Here is a 15,196-nt window from a genome sequence, read left to right as displayed (position 1 = left end):
TCAATTTGAAACAAAGGGGCAAGGTAAGGGGAGACGGGCGAACTCTGGGTAAAGACCTCGGTGCGGATGATCGAATATTTCGACGACCCGGAGCAGACCGCGTTCACGGACGGCTGGTTCCGCACGGGCGATCGACAGGCGCGACGACGCGGGGAAGTTCTACTTCGTGGCGCGTAGGAAGGATATCATCCGCCTCCGCGGCGAGAATGTCTGCGGTGCGGAGGCCGACCGCGTTCCTCTGCCACACCCCGATGTTGAACTGGCGTCCGCGGTCGGCGTGCCCGGGGAAGTGAGTAACGAGGACGTCCTCGAGGCTGTGAAGCTTCGCGACGGGGCCGATGTGCTACCCGAACAGTTGAAGGCGTGGTGCGCCGGGCCTCTGGCGGCGGTCAAGGTGCCACGTGACGTGCTGCTGACGGATCAACCGCCTTTGACGTACACGCACAGCAGGCCATGCAATCACGCCTGGGGAGAAAACGGCGCGGGCAGCAGGAAGCGGCTCTCCTGATGAACCAGAAAGGGAAGAATCTTGGGCACGAATGCCTGCCACGCCGGATTGGCGCCCATCTTGGCACGCTGTGCGGTGCGATGGCCGAAATCCTCATAGGCCCAGAGGAAGACGACCGAGTTCAAGACGCCGCTCTCGCTTGTCCAGCAGCCGACGAGCTTCGCGTATTGTGTGATGATGGCGAGGCCTTCCTCTTCATAGACCTTCAGAAACGCGCCGGTCGAGCCCGGCTTCATCTCGTAAATTCGCTGCTCGTAGATCATCTGGGTCTTCCTCTACCGTCAGTCCAGCTTCCGGTCTCGCCGGTTCCAATTCCTGCAGCATGCACATCGCACATTAATTCGTCAATTGACGACATAATGCGCTCTATTGATAGTTGGAAGCGGTTCAATGATATGAGTCGTCCAGGACCGAGAGGCGTGCAGCGCCGGGAGTGAGGATAACTTGAAGGCCAAATCCACCAATTTGCGGGGAAGTCAGACCGGCGCCGCACAGATCAGCGCAGCCAGGGGCAAGAAGAAGGAAAAACGCATGCCCTATGCCGAACGCCGCGCGCAGATCCTGGAAAAGGCGACCGAACTGTTTGCCGAATACGGTCTCACGGCGCAGACGCGGGCACTCGCGGCCGAATGCGGTATCTCGCAAAGGCTGCTCTACCGCTTCTTCCCGACAAAGGAAGATTTGCTGAGGGAGGTCTATGATACCGCGATTCTCGGGCCTTTCCAGGCAGTCTGGTTCGCGGAACTGAGCGACCGCTCCCGACCGATGCATGACCGCTTGAACGATTTCTACAATGACTATCTCGATACGGTGCTCGGCCGGCAGTGGCTGCGGCTTTTCCTCTATTCCTCGCTGGCCGAGGCCGACATGGCGCCGAACTATATCTCGTCGATCATCACCAAGCTGACGGAGACGATCGTTACCGAAACGGCGCGCGAACGCGGCATTACGCTTGGCATGGAACCCGAGGCGATCCATGAGATCGGCTGGACAATCCACGGGGCGCTCTCCCACTACGGCATTCGTCGCCACATCTACCGCGCCAGCCTGATCACGCCGCAGGCCCAGGTTGTCGACATGCATGTTCGCGCGTTCCTCAGCGGTTTCGACGCCATGGTCACGCAATTCAAGTAAATCGGGGCCTGTTTTTTCGGTGGAGGCAAACACCGAGCGGAAACTTGTCCCTTCGACGTAAGTCGTCAATTGACGACAAACAGAATCGCTGTTAGCTTTTTTTCATCGAGGTCGAAAATGTCTCCGCGGCTGCGGGCTGCGACAGGCGCGGTCTTGATGTAAAAAAGGGGAAACAAGGATGAAAACTGGGTTCGGACGCGCAATCGGACGGCGCGAATTTCTCAAGACTTCGGCGCTTGCCGGAGGTGCTGCGCTCGCATTACCGGGCATGGGTGCCTTTGCCGCGGGCAATACCATCAACTATCAGACTTGGTCGGCGGCAGTGGATCTGGTGAAAAGCCACCTTGCCGCTTTCGAGAAGGCCAGCGGTCTGGCTGTCGATTATGCGAATGCCCCCTGGGCACAGTATCGCGACGCCATGGTCACCAAGTTCGTCGGCGCGGCGCCTATGGACGTCCTGTGGGTATCCGACGCCTGGTTGCCGGAATGGGCCGAGGCCAAGTGGATTGCTCCGATCAACGCCTACGACAACCTGATGGCCTATAACAGCGATGCGGAAGCCTTCTGCACTGATTCCATGACCTACAAGGGTGAGCAGTATGGCCTCACCTACTACACCGACTACATGGGCTTCATCTACGATGCGGAAAAGCTCTCCGCCGCCGGCTTCTCCGCGCCTCCCGCGAGCTGGGATGAACTCGTCGAGCAGGCGCTGGTGATGAAGCAGAAGGGGATTGCCGAATTCCCGCTGATGCTCGCCATGGCCAAGGAAAGCTGGCTGATCGAGTTCATGTCGGCCATGGTCTTCTCGCATGGCGGACGCTTCACGGATGACAAGGGTGACTCGATCATGCAGGAGGAGAAGGGCGGGGCCCTTTCCGCCCTCCAGTGGGTCGTCGACGCGGTCAGCAAGCACAAGATCGTTTCGCCAGGCTGCGTGGAAATCGGCGAACTCAACGGCCTGAAGGCGTTCGCGGCAGGCAATCACGCCTTCGCACTGCTGCCGAAGTACCGCCTCGCCATGCTGAATGACCCCGGCCAGTCGCAGATCGCCGGCCGCGCGAAACAGGCATTGATGCCGATGGGCGCGGACGGTTCCCATGCGACGGTCGGGTGGATGCGTTTCCACGGCATGTCCGCGCAGGCGGCGGCCGACAAGGCGCGCGCCGACAATGCGGCCAAGCTGATCGAATGGTTCGGCGGCAAGGCGAACGGCGAGTACACATTCCAGAAGCTTCTTTTCCTCGATCTGGGTTCCGGCTTCGGCGTCAAGCCGCTGTTCCAGGATGCCGATGTGCGCGCCGCCTACAACAAGTATGGCGACGTGGAGATGATCCAGAAGCAGCAGGCTCTCGCCCAGAAGAAGGACGTCATCACGCCCTGGTTTGGCGACTGGAGCGAGGTTAACGGCGCGGCTTGGCAGTCGGCGATCCTTGGCAACGCCACGCCGGCGGATGCCCTGAAGGAAGCGGGCGCAGAATGGGACGATCTTAAGTCTCAGGCTTAAGGGGCGGACCGGAGCGGCCCGCGACGAGGGCGGGCCGCTTGATCCTCAGTTCGGCGGGCGGTTGTCGACCTTCGATGCCGCGAGAAAAAGCAAAAAACTGCTGGCCGGGCGAGGGTCGAACCCATCGCGTTTTAGCGGACATATCGCATGCCTCATGCGGGCACGTGAAATCGGAACTCGGCCACCAGTTCGCGGCCGTAAGTCTACGGGGGATCTCCGCATCATGATGACGACAAAAGCGGGAATGGCGACAAGCATGCGGCGGCACTTTGGTTATGAAGAACGCACGGCTTATCTCTTCATAGCACCGGTCATGGCCGTCCTCGGGCTGGTCGCGGTCTTCCCGATCGCCTATTCGTTCTATCTGAGCTTTTTTCAGATCAAGCTGACCCGTCCCAATCGCACGCCCTTCGTCTGGCTGGACAATTATCTGGAACTCTTCGGCGACCAGCTGTTCTGGACCGCCGTACTGCGCACGGTGTCCTTTACCGTCATGTCGGTGACGGCCATCACCTTTCTGGCGCTTCTGGCCGCACTGCTGCTGAACGAGACCTTCCGCGGCCGCAGGCTGGTCAGCACGGTGCTGCTGATCCCCTGGGCCATTCCCTATGTCGCCGATGCGCTGATGTGGAAATGGATCTACGATTCCGGCTATGGCGCGCTCAACGGCCTGCTCTACCAGCTGGGTTTCATCGACAAGTACATGATCTGGCTCGGTGACCAGCACAAGACGCTGCCGCTGATCGCCAATGCCTTCGTCTGGAAGGAAGTGCCGCTTGCGACAATCCTGCTTCTGGTGTCGCTGAAGTCCATTCCGGCAGATCTCTATCAGGCCGCACGCGTGGACGGCGCGCCGCTGTGGCAACGCTTCATCCATGTGACGCTTCCCTCGATGCGGACCGGATTCATGCTGGTCATGATCTACGAGACGATGATGGCGATCCGCCATTTCGATCTCTTCTTCATTCTGACCGAAGGCGGCCCGGGTACGGCGTCCCATGTGCTCTCCTGGGAGATCTACGTCGAGACATTCCGCAATCTGTCCTTCGGCACGGGGGCCGCGATGTCCTACCTGCTGGCGCTGGTGACGTTTGCGCTCGCCTATTTCATCATCAGAACCCTTGGCAGGAGCATCTAACATGGCAACGGTTCAGCACAATCCTGCCGGCAAGCCCTCCCGGTCGAGCGGCATCGACTACAAGCGGCGCGGCGAGATCTTCAGGTGGCTGCATCGCGGCATCATTCTTCTCGGATCGCTGGTTATCCTGTTCGTTGTCCTGGCGCCGGTCGGCTGGCTCGTATCCTCTTCGCTCCAGACCGAAGCCGAGATCGTATCGGTTCCGCCGCATTGGATACCCGACGAGCCGACGCTCAAGAATTTCAGGGCGATCTTTACGGCCGGCGCCGAGGAAGTCACCTACGAGACGCGCAGCAAGCAGGATCCCGCCTCGGGCAACTATATTCCCTCGACGGCGCGCAACCTGCTGCCTGCCATGCTCAACAGCTTCATCGTGGCGACCCTGGTCGTCATCCTCAACCTGCTGGTCGGCGTTCCCGCGGCCTATGCCATGGCCAAGATCCGCTTCCTGGGACGGTCCGGGTCTGTCTATTTCATCCTGACGACGCGGGTCATTCCCGATATCGCGCTGGTCGTGCCGTTCTTCCTGGTCATCAAGAATCTCGGCCTGCTCGACAACATCCTGTCGCTCGTCATCACCTATCTGGCGGTCACGGTGCCGTTCACGGTGTTCATCCTGATCCAGTATTTCGAAGGGCTTCCGGATGAGTTGGACAAGGCGGCGCGTGTGGACGGTTGCTCGCGCTTCCAGGCCATGACCAAGGTCTATCTGCCGCTCGCCCTTCCTTCGCTGGTCGCCGTGATCCTGTTCGCCTTCCTGACCAGCTGGAACGAATTCCTTCTGGCCCTGATGTTCACCCAGACGGCGCAATCCCAGACGCTGCCGATCGTGCTTGCATCATTCACGTCCGACTTCACCATCAGCTTCTCGTTCATCAACGCGGCGGGTCTTCTCGCGATCGTGCCGCCGGTGATCGTCGCCATCATCTTCGAACGCTACATCGTCTCCGGTCTGACAGCCGGCGCGGTGAAGGGTTAACAGGGAGTTCGCCAGTGGCCCGCATTCTTTTTGAAAACGCATCCAAGCGCTATCCCAACGGGTTTGTCGCGCTCGAGAATCTCAATCTCGAGATCAAGGACAAGGAATTCGTCGTCCTGCTCGGGCCTTCGGGGTGCGGCAAGTCGACCACCCTCAACATGATCGCCGGTCTTGAGGAAGTCACCGAAGGCAATCTCTTCTTCGACGACGAGACGGTGAACTACACACCGCCGCATCACCGCGACGTGGCGATGGTGTTCCAGAGCTACGCGCTCTATCCGCACAAGACGGTCTACGAGAACATTGCCTTCGGCCTGGTGATGCGCAAACATCCGAAGGACGATATCGACCGCCGTGTGCGCGACGCGGCCGAGCGTCTCGAGATCACCCATCTTCTCGACCGGCGACCGAGCCAGCTTTCCGGCGGGCAGCGGCAGCGCGTGGCGCTTGGACGTGCCATGGTGCGCAAGCCGGCGGTGTTCCTCATGGATGAACCACTGTCGAACCTGGATGCGGCGCTGCGCATTTCCATGCGCGCAGAGATCAAGGAGCTGCATCGCAGCATGCAGACCACCTTCGTCTACGTGACTCACGATCAGGCCGAGGCGCTCACGCTTGCGGACCGCATCGTGGTGATGCGCGGCGGCCGGGTGCAGCAGATCGGCACCCCGGATGAAATCTACGAACATCCGGCAAACACCTTCGTTGCGTCGTTCCTCGGCAATCCGCCGATCAACTATCTCGACGGGGTCTTGAGCGTGGAAGGCGAAAAAGTCACCTTCGTGCGCGGGGAAACGCGGCTCGATCTCGCACCGGAGCGCGGCAAGAAACTGCTGAACTACGACGGGCGCAAGGTGAGGCTTGGCATTCGCGCGGAAGACGTCGACGAGCGGGCCGAGGCCGCCGCTGGTGAAGTGATCGGCGGTACCGTGACGTCCGTGCTGCCGGTCGGCTCGGACCAGTTTCTCGGTCTGAAGGTGGAGGGCCAGGAGCTCTTCTTCCGCGTCAACAAGGACCTGCGTCACAACTATGGCGACCAGATCAAGCTTTCGGCGAATACGAGCAGGTTGCACGTATTCGACGCCGACAGCGAGATGAGCCTGATCGGATAGCAGGATGAAACCGGCGTCATTCGACTATCATCGACCGCAAACTCTGGAGGCGGCGTTTGGCCTTCTCGCGCGCTATGGCGACAGGGCCAAGCCGATCGCGGGCGGGCAGAGCCTCGGCCCGATGCTGAACATGCGGCTCGCCCGGCCGGAGCATCTGATCGACCTGAATGACCTTGTCGAACTCGACTTCGTGAGAATGTCCGACGGCGCGCTGGAAATCGGCGCGATGACCCGGCATCAGCGGGTGGCGACAGCGCCGGAAGTACGTCGTGCACATCCTCTGCTGGCGGCGGCGGCGGCGACAATCGGGCACTACGCGATCCGCCAGCGCGGCACGCTGGGGGGGAGCCTGGTCCATGCGGATCCGGCTGCGCAAATGCCGCTGATCGCGGTTCTGGGCGGAGCCAAGATCGTGGTGCGCGGGCTTTCCGGACAACGCGAGATCAATACCGTCGATTTCTTCCGGTCCGTAATGACGGTCGATGTCGGGTATGGCGAGATGGTGACCTCGGTCCGGTTTCCGCAGTTGCCGGCGAATTCGGGCTGGGCCTTCGAGCTTTTCAGCCGTCGACGTGGCGATTTCGCCATCGTCGCGGTTGCGGTGACGCTGCTGCTGGACAGCGACGGCAGGCTGGCGTCCCTGGAAATGGCGTTTGGCGGCGTCGGTTCCGTACCGTTGCGGCTCGATGTGTCGGCGGTGGCCGAGGTCGGGGCTATGCCAAGCGGAAAATGGATTGCCGGCGTTTCCAACTTCGCGGCGCAATCCATCTCGCCTGAGGACAGCGCGTCGATCCCCGCAGCCTTTCGCCGGGACGTGGCCGCGTCCCTGGTCGAGAAGGCCTTGGCGACAGCGCTAACCCGCGCACGTGGAGAGACAGCATGAGCGACGCCCGATTGATATCTCTCACCGTAAACGGCGAAACCCGCGAGGCAATGGTCGAACCACGCAAGCTGCTCGCCGACGTTCTGCGCGAGGACCTCGGACTGACTGGAACGCATGTCGGTTGCGAACATGGGGTCTGCGGCGCCTGCACGGTCCTGATCGACGACCAGCCGGCGCGAGCCTGCCTGACCTATGCCGTCCAGATGGAGGGGCACGAGATCACGACGATCGAGGCGGTGGGCGGAATAGGCCTGAGCCTGCTGCAGCAGGCCATGCATGAGGAACACGGGCTTCAATGCGGCTTTTGCACGCCGGGCATCGTCATGACCTTCGAGGCATTCTTGCGCGATACGCCGGATCCAACGGAGGAGGAGGTCCGCGATGTTCTTTCGGGCAATCTCTGCCGCTGCACGGGCTACCAGAACATCGTTGCCGCCGTCATGAAGGCCGCGGCGGCGATGCGGGAGGTCCGGTCGTGAGCGAGACTCGTAACTTCCACTACATCGGCAAGCCGTTGGCGCGAAAGGAGGACAAGCGTCTCGTCACCGGGCAAGGGCGCTATCTGGACGACATTGTCGTGCCGGGCGCGCTGCATGTCAGTTTCGTGAGGTCGCCGCATGCCCATGCCCGAATCCTGGGTATTTCGGCGGATGCGGCGCGGGAATTGCCCGGCGTGACCGGCGTCTTTACCGGCGAAGACCTCGACAAATGGACCAATCGCCTGCGCCTGGCGCCGCCGATCGAAGGGCTTCACCCGACTGAGATAGCGACACTGCCGATCGACAAGGTGCGGTTTCACGGCGACCCGGTGGCAGTCGTCGTGGCACGCGACCGCTACATCGCCGAGGATGCGGCAGAACTGGTCGAGGTCGAGTACGAGGTGCTGCCGGCGATCGCGTCGTTGGAGGGCGCCTTTGCGCCGGGTGCAACACTTGTCGACGAGACGTTGCCCTCCAACCTGGTTTCTCACCAGACATTCTCTGCCGGAAACGTCACTCAGCGCCGTGGCGAAGCCCATGCGATAGTCGAGGCGTCCTTCTATCAGCATCGCCAGACCCATGTACCGATGGAGACGCGCGGCTGCGCCGCTGTCTGGGACGCAGGACGCGAACACCTGACCTTCCATATCGGCAACCAGGTGCCGCATCCCCTAAGAAGTCAGCTGGCCGCGCGGCTCGGGCTTTCGGAGAGTCAGGTCACGGTCATGTCGCCCGACGTGGGCGGTGGCTTCGGCCAGAAGATCGCGCTTTACCGCGAGGAACTGAGCGTTGCCGCGCTCGCGCGCCAGCTCAATCGCCCGGTGCGCTGGCGCGAGGACCGCACGGAAAACCTGATGGCGGCAAGTCACGCGCGGGAGAACCTGTGCCGCACCCGCGCTGCCGTTGCCGCGGACGGGCGGATCCTCGGACTTGAGCTGGAGATCGCCGAGGATTTCGGCGCCTATTGCTTCTATCCGGCCAACTACATGTCGCGCGTCGTCGCCATGATCCTGACAGGTCCCTACCGGATCGAGGACTATGCGTTCGAGGTGAAGATCGCGCTCACCAACAAATGCGGCAACGGGCCGATGCGGGCGCCGATGGCGATTACCAGCTGGGTGATGGACGGGACAATCGACGCCATCGCCCGCCAGTTGGGCCTTGATCCGCTGGCGGTCCGGCGGACCAACATGCTGCGCGAGGGCGATCTGCCCTATCGGATGGCGACCGGCGAAGTGCTGGAGGACATCACGCCGGCCGAGACGCTCGAAAGCGTGGTCGAAGCGATTGACTATGAGGCCTTTCGCAAACGCCAGCAGGCTTTGCGCGCCGAAGGGCGGTATATCGGCCTCGGACTTTGCACCGTGGTCGAATCCACGACCTATGGATCGGCCTTCTACAAGTCGACCGGCATTCCCGGCTCGGGGCACGAGGCGGCATGGGTGCGGATCGAGCCGAGCGGAGTGGTCAATGCTTCCGTCGGGCTCGGCGCGACGGGACAGGGCTATGAGACGGCTATGTCTCAGGCCGTGGCTGAGGGTCTAGGGGTGGACCCGTCCAATGTCAGGATTCAGATCGGCAATACCGATGTGGCTCCTTATGGCATGGGAAGCCGTGGCGCGCGCGGAGGTACGGCGGGTGGCGGCTCGCTGTATCTCTGCGCGCAGAAGGCGCGCGAACAGGTGCTGCGGATCGCCGCCCACAAGCTCGGCCTGAACTCCGCGCAGGAGATTCGTCTGCTCGACGGGCAGGTGGAGCGACTTATCAACGGCGAATGGAACGGGACGGGCCTGTCGCTCGCCGATATCGCTCGCACGGCCTATCTCGATCCGACGAACCTGCCCGAGGGGGTGGCGCCGGGGCTCGATTTCTCGCTGACCTATGATCCGCCGCCGATGACCTATTCCAACTCGTCCCATGCCTGCGAAGTCGAGGTCGATATCGCCACCGGTGCGCTCAGCATCGCCCGATACGTGGTCTCGGAGGATTGCGGCACCGTGATCAATCCGATCGTGGTGCGCGGCCAGCAGCAGGGTGCGATCGCCATGGGTCTGAGCGGCGCGCTGCTGGAGGAGGTCGTCTACGACGAGAACGGGCAGAATCTGTCCGCGACCTTTGCCGACTATCTGGTGGCGACGGCCTGCGAACTGCCGAATTTCGAGATCCTGCACCATCACACGCCGAACAAGCGCACGCCTGCCGGCATCAAGGGCATGGCCGAGGGCGGCGTGATGGGAGCGATCGGCGCTGTGACCAACGCCGTCAATGATGCGTTGGCGCCCTTTGGCGTGGTGGCGGATCGCCAGCCGCTTTCTCCGCAATATCTGCGGTCGTTGCTGCGTGAGCGCAGCGGAACGGCCCTGCACGAAGGACAGGAACTGACATGAGCGTTACGAACGGCAGGAAAAAGGTCGGCTTCATCGGGCTGGGGATCATGGGGCGCAGCATGGCCGGCCATATCCTCGACGGCGGCCATGAATTGCATGTCTACAACCGGACCCGGAGCAAGGCGGACGAACTGGTCGCCAGGGGTGCCATCTGGCACGATACTGCGGGAGACGTTGCCACCGCGTGTGACGTTGTGATCACGATCGTCGGCTATCCGAAGGATGTCGAGGAAACCTATCTCGGCGCAGGCGGCCTCGTGGAGCGGGCAAAGGCCGGGACGGTCCTTATCGACATGACGACATCGAGCCCGACCCTTGCGGGCGAGATCGCTGCCAGGGCAGCGGCAAAAGGGGTCTCTGTGCTCGACGCGCCTGTTTCCGGCGGCGACGTCGGTGCAAGGGCGGCCAAGCTTTCGATCATGGTCGGCGGTACTGAAGAGGCCTTCACCGCCGTGTTGCCGTTATTCCAGCTGATGGGCGAAAACATTGTGCGTCAGGGTGGGCCGGGCGCCGGGCAGCACACCAAGATGTGCAACCAGATCGCCATTGCGGCAACCATGCTCGCCGTCAGCGAAAGCCTTGCCTACGCCAAGGCCTCCGGGCTTGACGCGAAACAGGTCCTGTCGTCGATCGGCACCGGGGCGGCGTCGAGCTTCCTGCTCAACAATCTCGGCCCGAAGATGCTCAACGGCGACTATGCGCCGGGTTTCTATGTCCACCACTTCATCAAGGACATGTCGATTGCCATTGCCGAAGCCGAGCGCATGAAGCTCGATCTGCCGGCGCTGGCGCTGGCCAAGCAGCTCTATGAAAAGCTGGCGGCGGGCGGATTTGGCGAAGAAGGAACCCAGGCGATCTTCAGGGTCTACGGAAACTAGATCGCGCAACAGGGAAGACGGCAATGGAATTTGTTGGCGAACATGTGATCCCAGCGGCCATCGACAAGGTCTGGGCAGGGCTCAACGACCCGGAGAGCCTAAGGCGCAGCATTCCCGGCTGCACCGAAATGCTGCGGACCGGTGACAGCGAATTCACGGCCTCTGTGGTCGTGAGGGTGGGCCCGGTTTCCGCCACCTTCAAGGGCAAGGTGGAATTGAGCGATCTCGATCCGCCGCACGGCTACACGTTGTCGGGGCGGGGGCAGGGCGGCCCGGCGGGCTTTGCCAAGGGTTCGGCCAGGATCCGCCTGACGCCAGAAGGCGAGGGCACGCGGCTGGCCTATGTCGCCGATGTCGATATCGGCGGCAAACTCGCAAGCGTCGGCGGGCGGCTGATCCAGAGCGTTGCCAAGAAGAACGCCGACGATTTCTTCTTGGCCTTTTCCAGCGTCGTCACCGGGGGGAAAGGTCTTTCCGAGGTGCCGCAGCGGGGCGAGGGCGCGCCTGGCGCCGCTGTGCCGGGGGGATCCTATGCCGGCGGCGGGCATATTGCGCTGATAGACCGGGTTGCCTGGCTGCTCGTCGGAACGGCGCTGGGCGTGGCTGGCACATTGTTGTTGGGAGCATAACGATGAAGGTTTCCGATAGTGTCAGGGCGCTCGAACCGCGCCTGATCGAATGGCGTCACGACCTGCATGCCCATCCGGAAACGGCCTTCGAGGAACACCGCACCGCGGCCTTTGTCGCACGCGAGTTGCGGGCCGCCGGTCTTGAGGTCCATGAAGGCATCGGCAGAACCGGCGTCGTTGCCGTGCTGCGCAATGGCGATGGACCGTCGGTCGGCCTGCGGGCCGATATGGACGCCCTCGACATAACCGAGACGACAGGCGTGCCCTATGCGTCGACGACGCCCGGCAAGATGCACGCTTGCGGCCATGACGGCCACACCGCGATGCTTTTGGGTGCGGCGTGCCATATGGCCGCCGATCCGCCGAGCCGCGGCACCGTGGTCTTCATCTTTCAGCCGGCCGAGGAAAACGAAGGCGGCGCCCGGGTCATGGTGGAGGACGGCCTGTTCGATCGGTTCCCGGTCGACTGCGTATTCGGCATGCACAACTGGCCGGGCTTGCCTGTCGGGCAGTTCGCCCTCCACAGCGGCGCCATGATGGCGGCGCAGGATAATTTCGAGCTGAAGATCATCGGCAAGGGATCCCACGCCGGCATGCCGCATCAGGGCATCGATCCGATCCTGGTGGCCGGGCAGATCAACACAGCCTGGCAGGCGATCGTCAGCCGCACATTGAGCCCGGCTGACGCAGGGGTGATCAGCATCACGCAGATCCACGCCGGCGACACCTGGAATATTATCCCCGAAAGCGTGCTGATCAGGGGGACCGCGCGTTCCCTGTCGCCCGACGTCCGCGACCGGCTCGAGGCCGAGATGGGGCACCGGGCGAGGCTGGTTGCCGAAACCTTCGGAGCGCGGGTGGAATTCGACTATCAGCGGCGTTACCCGGCCACCATCAACACACCGGCGGAAACCGATATCGCCCGTGCTGCATCCGAAGCCGTGGCCGGCGAGGACGCCATTCGCCAGGACATGCCGGCGAGCATGGGGGCGGAGGATTTCTCCTTCATGCTGCAGAAGAAGCCCGGCGCTTATATCTGGATGGGGAACGGCAGCGCCGAGGGCGGGCGCAACTTGCACAACCCCAACTACGACTTCAATGACGAGGCGCTCACCATCGGTGTGGAGTACTGGATCGAGGTGGCACGCCGGGCGCTGACGAGAAACAGTATGCCATGATTCTCGTCATCGTCATCGGGTTCGTCGTTCGTGGCGTACAGGGCGCCAAGAATTGTGGATGTCTCTCAATGGTGGCCAAGATCTGAGATGACTTTCCGAAGTACGATGGCGTTTCTTCCCATGTGAGCACCGAACACGGCGCAACACGTTCCCCAATGATTCCAAGCCGACCTCACCCTGATCCTCCTCCAGTTTTTGGGGATCAGAGCCAGACCGGCAGGGCGATGATGTCCGTGTGGCCGACCCGGCATGAGCTGCCCGGCTGGCCGATGGCCAAAAGCCGGTATTCCAGCCAGCCGGCGACGGTTTCCTCCGAAAGCTCGGAGATTTCCAGAAGCGGACGGCGCAGGCCGTTCAGCAGTTCGACGTGCAGGGCGGTCGACCCGGCATCCATCCGCCAGGGACTGTTCCCGATCCTGACATTGTATCCGCGTGCCGCAAACAGGCTGGCGAGACAGGCCGTGGCATCGGGGCCCAGCGCCGGGCCGAACCCCTTGTCGGTGCGCTGATGCCTGTTGAACAGGTCCACCATCTGTCTGTCGAGCGGGTGGGGAAGGGACCATTCCATGATCCCGTCATAGTTCAGCGCCGCATAGAGGCCGATGCGAGCGGATGCGAGCCGGTCGGCGACAGCTTCGCAGAAGCGCTCCGAACACAGATCGAACAGCGCTGATGCCGTGACCACCTCAATGCCCTGAAGCGGCAGGCCGTCGATGTCGTTGAGGTCGTGCCGACGGAACGCGACCTTGCCGTTCTGGCCGATCCGCCGCTCCGCTTCTTCCAGCAGTTCGGCGTCATGGTCCAGCAACGTCCAGCCCACCTTGGCTGGCAGACGATCACCGAGGCTCCGCCAGGTCGAGCCGGTGCCGCAGCCGATGTCGAGAACCCGCGCGTTTTCCATGCCTGCGAGATGGCGAGCGAGGTCGTCCACCAGCCCGTCATGACGTGCGGCAAGATCGGCGGGCTCGCGAAGGGCCAGCCAGTCCTTGTCGAAACCGGTCATGGATTGGCCCTCAATGCGGTCGAGATGATGTCGACGGTCGTCGTCCAGCCCGGCAGTTGTGCGCCGGCACGCCTGGCTGCCTCGGCCTTCGCGCGCCGCAGCGTCTTGTCCGTGAGAAGGCTGTGGAGCGCTTGGGCGAAGGCGCCGACGTCATCGACAGGCACCAGCAGTCCCGCGTCCTCCGGAACGACCTCGGGAATGGCCCCCGTCCGGCAGGCGATGATCGGCAGTCCCTGCGACAGGGCTTCCGCGAAGACCATGCCATAACCCTCGAAGCGGCTGGCCAGCGCGAAGATGTCGGCGCCGGCCAGAAGGGCGCGCGTATCGTCGCATTCGCCGGCAAGCGAGATCCGATCGGCAAGTCCGAGTGCTTCGACCTGCCGGCGCAGAAGCGTGGCCGTCTCCGGATTGAGTGTCTGGCTGCCGATGATGGTTGCCCGCCAGGGCAGGTGCTCCATCGCCTTCAGCGCCGATACGAGGACGTCGTGGCCCTTGCGCGGCGTCAGTGTACCGATGGAAATGATGTGCGGCGGGTCACCGTTGCCGGTGGCGATGGACGCGGGATCCGTGCCCGGAATGGCGACCGTGATCTGGTGCGAACGTATGCCGTAGTCGGCTACCAAAGTGCGCGCGGTCATCGGCGAGGTGACGACGACGTGCCTGGCAAACGACAGTGCGTGACGCTCGCAGTCGTGGAAACGGCTCTGCTGCGTGCTGTCGAGGCCGGTCTCGAGCGCCAGCGGATGATGTACGAGCGCGACGATGCGGAGCCGGCGGGTCTCGCGCTCGGCCCATTCGTCCAGTACGCCAAAGGCAAGGCCGTCGATGATGACGAGCCCACCGTCCGGCAGAGCCGACAGCCTTCGCTCGGCTTCCCGCTTCATCTCGGGGGACGGGGCGGGAAAGCCCTCGCCCAGCGACAGTCGCTGGACAGACCAGCCGCTTTCCAGGAGGCCGGCGATCACTCGCCGGTCATAGGCATAGCCGCCGGTGTTCAGGGAAAGATCGCCGGGATAGGCGAAGGTGATGCTCTGGCTCAAAGATCGGCCTCGTACCAGCCGCGGGCAGCATGGGACTCGTGCAGCGTCACCTTCAGCCGGCAGATGCGGTGGCTGCCCGGTCCGAGCTTCCTGTCGGCGACCGCGCGCGCAAGTGCGTCGAAGATGTGTTTCGCGATCACCTCCGTCGTGGTGATCTTGCCGGAAAATGCCGGGAGTTCGTCGAGATTCTGGTAATTCAGCGGCTTCAGCACCTCGCCGAGCACGTTGGTGGCGGCGCCGATGTCGACCGCCAGCCCGTCCTCGTCGAGGTCGCGGGTGAAGAAGGCGGCGTCGACCACGAAGGTGGCGCCGTGCATGCCCTGGGCGGGGCCGAAAACGGG

Annotated in this window: 16 protein-coding genes; 12 read left to right on the top strand and 4 right to left on the bottom strand. The window is 62.8% G+C overall.

Annotation, left to right across the window (positions count from 1 at the left end; all coding sequences use genetic code 11):
* The first annotated feature begins 166 nt into the window (after window positions 1–166).
* Window positions 167–508 carry an AMP-binding enzyme gene (locus DYZ14_RS24685; protein WP_195950062.1) on the top strand — a complete coding sequence of 114 codons (342 nt, stop codon included), beginning with the start codon at window positions 167–169 and terminating at the stop codon, window positions 506–508.
* On the opposite strand, the gene DYZ14_RS20980 is transcribed toward DYZ14_RS24685, so the two are convergent.
* Window positions 460–771 carry an NIPSNAP family protein gene (locus DYZ14_RS20980; RefSeq protein WP_115671237.1) on the bottom strand — a complete coding sequence of 104 codons (312 nt, stop codon included), beginning with the start codon at window positions 769–771 and terminating at the stop codon, window positions 460–462. The two genes, DYZ14_RS24685 and DYZ14_RS20980, sit on opposite strands and share 49 nt — an antisense overlap.
* 181 nt (window positions 772–952) lie before the next feature.
* Between DYZ14_RS20980 and DYZ14_RS20975 the strand changes: the two genes are divergently transcribed.
* The 11 genes from DYZ14_RS20975 to DYZ14_RS20925 all read left to right on the top strand — a co-directional run bounded on the left by DYZ14_RS20975 (window position 953) and on the right by DYZ14_RS20925 (window position 12,812).
* Complete coding sequence (locus tag DYZ14_RS20975) at window positions 953–1,642, top strand: TetR/AcrR family transcriptional regulator (protein WP_154722501.1); 690 nt, start codon at window positions 953–955, stop codon at window positions 1,640–1,642.
* A gap of 178 nt (window positions 1,643–1,820) precedes the next feature.
* Window positions 1,821–3,149 carry an extracellular solute-binding protein gene (locus DYZ14_RS20970; RefSeq protein ID WP_154722500.1) on the top strand — a complete coding sequence of 443 codons (1,329 nt, stop codon included), beginning with the start codon at window positions 1,821–1,823 and terminating at the stop codon, window positions 3,147–3,149.
* A gap of 256 nt (window positions 3,150–3,405) precedes the next feature.
* Complete coding sequence (locus DYZ14_RS20965; RefSeq protein WP_154722525.1) at window positions 3,406–4,287, top strand: carbohydrate ABC transporter permease; 882 nt, start codon at window positions 3,406–3,408, stop codon at window positions 4,285–4,287.
* Window position 4,288: 1 nt separating this feature from the next.
* On the top strand, window positions 4,289–5,266 hold the full coding sequence (locus DYZ14_RS20960; protein WP_154722499.1) for a carbohydrate ABC transporter permease: 978 nt from the start codon (window positions 4,289–4,291) through the stop codon (window positions 5,264–5,266).
* 14 nt (window positions 5,267–5,280) lie between these two features.
* Window positions 5,281–6,378, top strand: coding sequence for an ABC transporter ATP-binding protein (locus DYZ14_RS20955; RefSeq protein ID WP_154722498.1), 1,098 nt, complete (start codon window positions 5,281–5,283; stop codon window positions 6,376–6,378).
* Window positions 6,379–6,382: 4 nt separating this feature from the next.
* A complete protein-coding gene (locus tag DYZ14_RS20950; protein WP_154722497.1) occupies window positions 6,383–7,261 on the top strand; it encodes an FAD binding domain-containing protein in 879 nt (292 codons plus the stop codon).
* Complete coding sequence (locus DYZ14_RS20945; protein ID WP_154722496.1) at window positions 7,258–7,740, top strand: (2Fe-2S)-binding protein; 483 nt, start codon at window positions 7,258–7,260, stop codon at window positions 7,738–7,740. Before DYZ14_RS20950 ends, DYZ14_RS20945 begins: the two co-directional genes overlap by 4 nt.
* Window positions 7,737–10,127, top strand: a complete 2,391-nt coding sequence (locus DYZ14_RS20940) for a xanthine dehydrogenase family protein molybdopterin-binding subunit (RefSeq protein ID WP_154722495.1) — start codon at window positions 7,737–7,739, stop codon at window positions 10,125–10,127. The genes DYZ14_RS20945 and DYZ14_RS20940 overlap by 4 nt, the downstream gene beginning before the upstream one ends.
* Window positions 10,124–11,005, top strand: coding sequence for an NAD(P)-dependent oxidoreductase (locus tag DYZ14_RS20935; RefSeq protein ID WP_154722494.1), 882 nt, complete (start codon window positions 10,124–10,126; stop codon window positions 11,003–11,005). The genes DYZ14_RS20940 and DYZ14_RS20935 overlap by 4 nt, the downstream gene beginning before the upstream one ends.
* Before the next feature lie 23 nt (window positions 11,006–11,028).
* On the top strand, window positions 11,029–11,634 hold the full coding sequence (locus tag DYZ14_RS20930; protein WP_154722493.1) for a CoxG family protein: 606 nt from the start codon (window positions 11,029–11,031) through the stop codon (window positions 11,632–11,634).
* Window positions 11,635–11,636: 2 nt separating this feature from the next.
* Window positions 11,637–12,812: a M20 aminoacylase family protein gene (locus DYZ14_RS20925; protein WP_154722492.1), complete on the top strand. Its 1,176-nt coding sequence runs from the start codon at window positions 11,637–11,639 to the stop codon at window positions 12,810–12,812.
* Window positions 12,813–13,014: 202 nt separating this feature from the next.
* Here the strand turns inward: DYZ14_RS20925 and DYZ14_RS20920 are convergent, their stop codons facing one another.
* The 3 genes from DYZ14_RS20920 to DYZ14_RS20910 form a co-directional block, all read right to left on the bottom strand.
* Window positions 13,015–13,815, bottom strand: coding sequence for a class I SAM-dependent methyltransferase (locus DYZ14_RS20920; protein ID WP_154722491.1), 801 nt, complete (start codon window positions 13,813–13,815; stop codon window positions 13,015–13,017).
* Entirely contained in the window at window positions 13,812–14,855 is a 1,044-nt protein-coding gene (locus DYZ14_RS20915; protein ID WP_154722490.1) for a glycosyltransferase family 4 protein, read from the bottom strand. Before DYZ14_RS20915 ends, DYZ14_RS20920 begins: the two co-directional genes overlap by 4 nt.
* Window positions 14,852–15,196: 6-pyruvoyl trahydropterin synthase family protein (locus DYZ14_RS20910; RefSeq protein ID WP_154722489.1), on the bottom strand; the 345-nt coding region annotated here is incomplete at its 5' end. The genes DYZ14_RS20910 and DYZ14_RS20915, both read right to left, overlap by 4 nt.

Source organism: Ciceribacter sp. T2.26MG-112.2, assembly GCF_900492205.1.
Taxonomy (GTDB): Bacteria; Pseudomonadota; Alphaproteobacteria; order Rhizobiales; family Rhizobiaceae; genus Allorhizobium; species Allorhizobium naphthalenivorans_A.
The sequence above is the reverse complement of the archived record's forward strand: the minus strand, read 5'-3'. Positions and strand labels throughout refer to the sequence as shown.